A 7,441-nucleotide genomic window follows, 5' to 3' on the forward strand; every position below is an offset into this window, starting at 1 on the left:
TCAGCAGCTTCTCGTCGTCGACGGCATAGATGTCACGCACCTTGCCGCGGCCGAGCAGCGGCAGGCTCTTGATGGAAGTTTCAAAAAGGGGCGTCGCCACGGTGGGGCCTCGGGTTGCTGGCAAAAGCGGGATTATAGGCGAGGCAGCGGGTGTGGGTCGTTCATGCGAAGTGCGATGAGGAGGGTCATGGGTGGGGGGGGGCGTCTTCCCTGCTCAGCAGCGTGCGCATTCGCCTCAGACCCATATACACGAAGCCTGCGATCACAGGGATCGACACTGCGGTGATGATCTCGGGGGTCGCCGGGGCGATGAGTGACTTGGCGCCCTTGGCGACGTAATTCACCAGTTGCGAGGCGTAGTAGGTGATGGCGACCACGGACAGACCCTCCACCGTCTCCTGCAGATGGAGCTGGATCTTGGCGCGGCGGTTCATCTGCGCGAGCAGTTCCTGGTTCTGACGCTCGAGTTCGATGTCCACCCGGGTACGCAGCAGTTGCGAGTTGCGCGCAATGCGGCCCGAGAGGTCTTCCTGGCGGCGCGCGATGGTGGCGCAGGTGGCGATGGCGGGGGCGAGGCGACGCTCCATGAATTCACGGATGGTCGGGAAGCCGCCAAGGCGGGTTTCGCGCAGGTCATCCACGCGCTGCTGCACCAGGCGGTAATAGGCTGCGGCGGCGCCGAAGCGGAAGGTGGTGCGGGCGACCGAGCGCTCGATGTCCGCGGCAAGGCGGGTGAGGCGGCCGAGTACGGCGCGGTCGTCCTCGGCGCTGCGCGCGTCGCCCATGCCATCCATCAGGTCGGCGAGCTCGTCTTCTGCATGCGACAGCAAGCGTCCGACCTCCTTCGCCACCGGAAAGGCCAGCAGTGCCATGACGCGGTAGGTTTCGATCTCGACCAGCCGTTGCACCATCCGCCCGGCCTGACGCGGCGTGAGGCCATCGTCGAGGAGCACGAAGCGCGAGAAGCCGTCGTGGATATGAAAGTCCGTGAACACCCAGCCCGCGCATTCGGCCACGCGTGCTGCAACCAGCGTTTCTCCGCGTGGAGAGGCCTGATTGAGCAGGCTGTCGGGGTCGACGTCGTCGGTGCTGCGCACTTCGATGTGCGTTGCGGCAATGAGCTGGCCGGGGATGTCCCGGCGCCAGGCAGTAGGCACGGACAGGAGTGCGTTGTCTTCTGCACCATCGTCAGGGTGGATTCTGCGGAAGAAGGTGTAGCTGGAGAACTCGTTATGGCGTTCCCACTTGAGGCGAAAGTCGCCAGCATCGAGCAGGAGGTGGCCGCTGTCGGTGCGTGGGGCCGGCAGTTCGAGCTGGCCACAGAGCGCGGCGAGATGCGCGGTTTCGCGTTCTGCGCTGCCCTCGTGATGCAGGAAGGCGAGATAGGTGACGTATTCCGGGGTGTCGAGCGGAACCGGTGGGCGGGCGTGCACCTCGTCGTTCAGCGTCTGGCGCAGGGGGTGTTGTTCGAACAGGGACATGATGTCTGGGACGCGGTACGGGAGAGGAGCGGCCGGTGCGGTCGCAAGCGGAGCCGGTTACAAGCTTTCGCATTCTTGCCCAGCCCCTACGGGGTGACAAGCGAGGGATGGCGAAAACCGCGTTGTACCAGGGCAGGATCAGCGGTGCTGCAAGAAAACGCCCGCTTCCGGGACGGGAAGCGGGCGCAAAGCCCGAAGGCAGGGAGAGAAGGAAGGCGCACCGTGGGTACCTGCCGGTGCGAGCGGTGCGGGCAGATGGAGCGGCAAGCGGTGAGGGCGTATGCCGGACCGCGTTGCCGCAGGTTCAGATCGTGGTGCTGGCGTAGCGCCGCGCGAGCGCGTCCAGCGGCAGCGGCTTGATGCGGCTGGCCTGCCCCGCGCAGCCGAAGGCCTCGAAGCGCTCGCGGCAGATGTCGCGCGCCGCGTCGCGGGCGGCCTTGAAGAACTTGCGCGGGTCGAACTCCTTGCGGTCGGTGGCCATTAGCCGGCGCATCGCGCCGCTCATCGCCAGGCGCAGGTCGGTGTCGATGTTGACCTTGCGCACGCCGCTTCGGATGCCCTGCACGATGGCCTCGACCGGCACGCCATAGGTCTCGCCGATCTCGCCGCCATGCTCGCGGATGAGGGCGAGCCATTCCTGCGGCACGCTGGAGGAACCGTGCATCACCAGGTGGGTGTCGGGGATGCGGGTGTGGATGGCGGCGATGCGGTCGATGGCGAGGATGTCGCCGGTGGGCGGGCGGGTGAACTTGTAGGCGCCGTGGCTGGTGCCGATCGCCACCGCGAGTGCGTCGACGCCGGTGGCGGCGACGAAGTCGGCGGCTTCGTCGGGGTCGGTCAGCATCTGGCTGTGGTCCAGCGTGCCCTCGGCGCCGACCCCGTCTTCCTCGCCGGCCTGGCCGGTCTCGAGTGAGCCGAGGCAGCCGAGCTCGCCTTCCACCGATACGCCCACCGCATGGGCCATCTCCACCACGCGGCGGGTGACCTCGACGTTGTACGCGTAGCTCGCCGGAGTCTTCATGTCCGCGCGCAGCGAGCCGTCCATCATCACGCTGGTGAAGCCGCTGCGGATCGATTGCTGGCAGACCGCAGGGCTGGCGCCGTGGTCCTGGTGCAGGGAGATCGGAATGTCGGGCCACTGCTCGACCGCGGCCTCGACCATCTTCTTAAGGAAGGCCTCGCCGGCATAGCCGCGCGCACCGGCCGAGGCCTGCAGGATGACCGGGCTGTCGGTGGCCTCGGCGGCGAGCAGGATGGCGTGGATCTGCTCCATGTTATTGATGTTGAAGGCGGGCACGCCGTAGCCGTGTTCGGCGGCGTGGTCGAGCAGCTGGCGCAGGGCGATCATGGCCATGGGATGGATCTCCGCAGGAAGTGGGCGGCTCAGTTCAGCGTCGCCTTCGCGGCGCGGGGCTGCGTGGATGCGAACGTGTTCTGAGGTGTGGATGTGATCAGGGCACGCGCCCGGGCGAGTACTGCGTCAGGGGTGAAGCCGAAGCGTTGCAGCAGGGCAGAAGCTGGAGCGGACTCGCCAAACCGATCGATTCCGATCACTTCGCCGGCGCAGCCGCCATCGCCGCAGATGTAGCGCCACCAGCCCTCGCCGCGTGCGGCTTCGATCACCAGTCGCGGCACGCCGGCGGGTAGCACGCTGTGCCGCCATTCGTCGGTCTGACGGTCGAAGAGCGTGGGGCACGGCATGGACACCACGCGCACACCTACCCCCTCGGCGGCCAGCGCCGCGTGCGCCGCCATCGCCAGCGCCACCTCCGAGCCGGTGGCGATGATGACGAGCGCAGGCGCGTCGGCATCGGCCAGCACGTAGCCGCCCCGCAGGATGGCCTGGATCTGCACTTCGTCGCGCGCCTGGTGCGGCAGGTTCTGGCGCGACAGGGCGAGCAGGGTGGGGCCGTCGCGGCGCGCGACCGCGGCGTTCCAGGCGGCCTGGGTTTCGACCGCATCGCACGGGCGCCACACGTCCAGCCCCGGGATCAGGCGCAGGCTGGGGATATGCTCGACCGGCTGATGGGTGGGGCCGTCCTCGCCCAGGCCGATCGAGTCGTGGGTCATTACATACACCACGCGCTGCTTCATCAATGCGCTCATGCGGATGGCGTTGCGGGCGTAGTCCGAGAACACCAGGAAGGTGGCGCCGAAGGGAATGTAGCCGCCATGCAGGGCGATGCCGTTGAGCGCAGCGGCCATGCCGAACTCGCGCACACCCCAGTTGATGTGGCGCCCGGGCGCATCTGCGCGCACGGCGCCGCAGCCAGGCCAGTCGGTGAGGTTGGAATGCGTCAGGTCAGCCGAGCCGCCGAGCAACTCCGGCAGCGCGCGTGCCAGGCGGCCGATGGCCTGCTGGCTGGCCTTGCGCGTGGCGACGGAGGCCGCCTCCTTCGCGACGCCGCGCAGGATGGCGTTGGACAGGATGCCGAAACCTACCGGCAAATCGCCCGCCGTGCGGCGGCGGAATTCTTCCGCTTCGTCGGGGAAGGCCTGGGCGTAGGCGCTGAGGCGCCGCGCCCATTCTGCCTGCTGCGCAGCCCCACGGGCGCGTGCGTCGAAGGCCGCGCGGACTTCACCCGGGATCTCGAAGGGGACTTGCGGCCAGTCGAGTGCGCCGCGCGTGGCGGCGATCTCGCTGGCGCCGAGTGGCGCGCCGTGGACGTCCGCTGTGCCGGCCCGACCGGGGCTGCCATGGCCGATGTTGGTGCGGCAGCAGATGAGCGTGGGGCCGGTGTCGGCCCGGGCGTGGCCCAGCGCCACCTGGATGGCACGATCGACGGCGGCGATGTCGTGGCCGTTCACTGCCTCGACCACGTTCCAGCCATAGGCGCGGAAGCGCGCCGGCGTGTCGTCGGCGAACCAGCCGGAGACGTCGCCGTCGATCGAGATGCGATTGTCGTCCCAGAAGCAGATCAGCTTCGAGAGCCGCTGCACGCCGGCGAAGCTCGCGGCCTCGTGGCTGATGCCTTCCATCAGGCAGCCATCGCCGAGGAAGACCCAGGTGCGGTGGTCGACGAGGGTGTGGCCGGGGCGGTTGAACTCGGCGGCGAGCAGCTTCTCGGCGAGCGCCATGCCCACGGCGTTGGTCACGCCCTGGCCGAGTGGACCGGTGGTGGTTTCGACGCCGGGGGTGTGGCCGACCTCGGGGTGGCCGGGGGTGCGGCTGTCGAGCTGGCGGAAGCGCTTGAGCTCGCCCAGCGGCAGGTCGTAGCCGCTGAGGTGGAGCAGGGCGTAGAGCAGCATCGAGCCGTGGCCGTTGGAGAGTACGAAGCGGTCGCGGTCGGGCCAGGCGGGGTCGGCGGGGTTATGGCGCAGGTGCCGGTTCCAGAGTGCCACGGCGATCTCGGACATGCCCATGGGCATGCCGGGGTGGCCGGACTGGGCGGCTTCGACGGCGTCGATGGCGAGGAAGCGCAGGGCGTTGGCGCACAGGGCGTCGATCGGTGCTTGGGTGAGTCGCATGTTCATCGTTATTTCTCCAATCGGGAAGCATTACTGCGCCAGCGCCTTGCGGCGGCGGTCCATCAGGCGCCAGATGAAGGGGGTGAAGATGAGCTGCATGGCCAGTTCCATCTTTCCGCCCGGCACCACGATGGTGTTGGCGCGGCTCATGAAGCTGTCGTTGATCATGTTGAGCAGGTAGGGAAAGTCGATGCCCTTTGGGTTGGCGAAGCGGATCACCACCATGGATTCGTCGGCGGTCGGGATGGCGCGTGCGATGAAGGGGTTGGAGGTGTCCACCATCGGCACGCGCTGGAAGTTCACATGCGTGCGCGCGAACTGCGGGCAGATGTAATGCACGTAGTCGTGCATGCGGCGCAGGATGGTGTCGGTGACCGCCTCGGTGGAGTAGCCGCGGGTGCTCTTGTCGCGGTTGAGCTTCTGGATCCATTCGAGGTTGATCACCGGCACCACGCCGATGAGCAGATCGACGAAGCGCGCGACGTCGATGTTCTCGTGTTGAACTGCGCCGTGCAGGCCTTCGTAGAACATCAGGTCGGTGCCGGTGGGGAGCTCCTCCCACGGGGTGAAGGTGCCGGGTTCCTGCTTGTACGGCTCGGCTTCGTCGGCGCTGTGCAGGTACTTGCGGCGCTTGCCGCTGCCCGACTCGCCATAGCTGCGGAACAGGTTCTCGATCTCGCCGAACAGGTTGGCTTCGGGGCCGAAGTGGCTCAACTGGCAGTTGCCGTCGAGGTCGCAGGCGGCGAGCTTCTCACGCATGGTCTTGCGATCGTAGGCGTGGAAGCTGTCGCCCTCGATGACCGCCGCAGTGACCCCCTCGCGGCGGAAGATCTCCTCGAAGGTGCGCTGTACGGTGCTGGTGCCGGCGCCGGAGGAGCCGGTGATGGCGACGATCGGATGACGTTCGGACATGATGTCTCCCCGGGAGGCTTATGAAGCGAATGCGGTGTCGCGGAACAGCGAGCGCGTCTGGAACAAGGGCAGCTCGTCTTGCGGCCCACCGATCAGCGGTTCGCCGTGGTAGCGCTCGATGCGCTCGACCTCTTCCTTCGAACCGAACACGAAGCCGATGCGCTGGTGCAGCGATTCGGGCTGGACCTCGAGCACCGGGCGCACGCCCGTGCTCGCGCGGCCGCCGGCCTGTTCGATGAGGAAGCCGATCGGGTGGCACTCGTAGAGCAGGCGCAGCCGGCCGGGCTTGGCCGGGTCCTTTCGGTCGCGCGGGTAGAGGAACACGCCGCCGCGCATCAGGATGCGGTGGGTTTCGGCCACCAGCGAGGCGATCCAGCGCATGTTGAAGTCGGCGCCGCGCGGGCCGCTGCGGCCGGCGAGGCACTCATCCACGTAGCGCCGCACCGGGGTTTCCCAGAAGCGGGCGTTGGAGGCGTTGATGGCGAACTCGCGCGTGGTTTCGGGTACGCGGATGTCGGGGTGGGTGAGGTAGAACTCGCCGATGATCGGGTCGAGGGTGAAACCGGCGACGCCGCTGCCGACCGACAGCACCAGCATGGTGGAGGGGCCGTAGATGGCGTAGCCGGCGGCGACCTGGCGGTTGCCGGGTTGCAGGAAGTCTTCGGCTGGCGCGTCTTCGCCCGGCGTGGGCGCGCGCAGGATGGAGAAGATGGAGCCGACGGCGACGTTGACGTCGATGTTGGATGAGCCGTCGAGCGGATCGAAGGCGAGCAGGTACTTGCCGCGCTGGTCGCTGGCGGGCAGCGGGATGGGGGCTTCGTTCTCTTCGGACACCATGCCCGCGAGGTCGCCACCCCAGTGCGTGGCGCGCAGGAAGATCTCGTCGGCGAGGACGTCGAGCTTCTTCTGTTCCTCGCCCTGCACGTTGGCGTTGCCGTGGCTGCCGAGCACATCGGCGAGCGCGCCGTGGGCGACCGCGCGCGAGATCGCCTTGCAGGCCTGCGCGACCTGCAGGATCAGGGCGTTGAACTCGCCGGTGGCGCAAGGGTTGTTGCGGCGGTGCTCGATCAGGTATTCGGTGAGCGTGCTGCGGTCGAGGCTGAACATGGTCTGTCTCCCCCGGCGTGGTGCCGGATCGGTGCTTGTCGTTGTGCGTGTGCGCCGGCTCGGCTCAGGCGGTTTCGGCTGGCAGGAAGTGCCGGCTGGCGCGCACGTCGGCTTCGGTGAGGGTGGTGAGCGAATCCGCATCGACCAGCCCGCCTGCTTCGAACAGGCGCAGGGCCTGGCGCAGGCGCATGCGGTCGAGCGCGTTGCGCACGCTGCGCGCGTTGGCGAAGTGCGGATGGCGGCGGCGCAGCACGATGTATTCGTCGAAGGTGCGGCGCGCAGCCGCGTCGAAACGGTAGTTCCAGCCGGCGAGCATGCGCTGGGCGATCTCGCCGAGTTCGTCGTTGCTGTAGTCGGGGAAGTCGACGTGGTGGGCGATGCGCGACTTCATGCCGGGGTTGGATTCGAAGAAGCGTTCCATGCGCTCGGCGTAGCCGGCGAGGATGACGACGAGGTCGTCGCGCTGGTTCTCC

Annotated in this window: 5 protein-coding genes and 2 pseudogenes; all 7 read right to left on the reverse strand. The window is 67.9% G+C overall.

The genetic code is table 11. From position 1 onward, the window contains the following. A pseudogene (locus tag RBT54_RS17770) lies at nt 1-100 on the reverse strand (phosphoribosylaminoimidazolesuccinocarboxamide synthase); the annotation flags it as partial. Nucleotides 101-185: 85 nt separating this feature from the next. Then, complete coding sequence (locus tag RBT54_RS17775; protein WP_320368348.1) at nt 186-1,481, reverse strand: DUF3422 domain-containing protein; 1,296 nt, start codon at nt 1,479-1,481, stop codon at nt 186-188. A gap of 304 nt (nt 1,482-1,785) precedes the next feature. After that, nucleotides 1,786-2,835: a class II fructose-bisphosphate aldolase gene (gene fba / locus RBT54_RS17780; RefSeq protein WP_320368349.1), complete on the reverse strand. Its 1,050-nt coding sequence runs from the start codon at nt 2,833-2,835 to the stop codon at nt 1,786-1,788. A gap of 29 nt (nt 2,836-2,864) precedes the next feature. After that, nucleotides 2,865-4,955: a transketolase gene (gene tkt / locus RBT54_RS17785; protein WP_320368350.1), complete on the reverse strand. Its 2,091-nt coding sequence runs from the start codon at nt 4,953-4,955 to the stop codon at nt 2,865-2,867. A 24-nt stretch (nt 4,956-4,979) separates the two neighbouring features. Beyond that, on the reverse strand, nt 4,980-5,861 hold the full coding sequence (locus tag RBT54_RS17790; RefSeq protein ID WP_320368351.1) for a phosphoribulokinase: 882 nt from the start codon (nt 5,859-5,861) through the stop codon (nt 4,980-4,982). 18 nt (nt 5,862-5,879) lie between these two features. Continuing rightward, a complete protein-coding gene (locus RBT54_RS17795) occupies nt 5,880-6,968 on the reverse strand; it encodes a class 1 fructose-bisphosphatase (RefSeq protein ID WP_320368352.1) in 1,089 nt (362 codons plus the stop codon). A gap of 64 nt (nt 6,969-7,032) precedes the next feature. Next, nucleotides 7,033-7,441, reverse strand: a pseudogene (locus tag RBT54_RS17800) (CbbX protein); the annotation flags it as partial.

The organism is Thauera sp., assembly GCF_034003485.1.
Classification (GTDB): Bacteria; Pseudomonadota; Gammaproteobacteria; order Burkholderiales; family Rhodocyclaceae; genus Thauera.

Excerpts from the sequence above, each read along its gene's own strand:
- fba (WP_320368349.1), bottom strand. The coding sequence starts at position 2,835 with ATGGCCATGATCGCCCTGCGCCAGCTGCTCGACCACGCCGCCGAACAC.
- tkt (WP_320368350.1), bottom strand. The coding sequence starts at position 4,955 with ATGAACATGCGACTCACCCAAGCACCGATCGACGCCCTGTGCGCCAAC.
- RBT54_RS17795 (WP_320368352.1), bottom strand. The coding sequence starts at position 6,968 with ATGTTCAGCCTCGACCGCAGCACGCTCACCGAATACCTGATCGAGCAC.
- RBT54_RS17790 (WP_320368351.1), bottom strand. The coding sequence starts at position 5,861 with ATGTCCGAACGTCATCCGATCGTCGCCATCACCGGCTCCTCCGGCGCC.
- RBT54_RS17775 (WP_320368348.1), bottom strand. The coding sequence starts at position 1,481 with ATGTCCCTGTTCGAACAACACCCCCTGCGCCAGACGCTGAACGACGAG.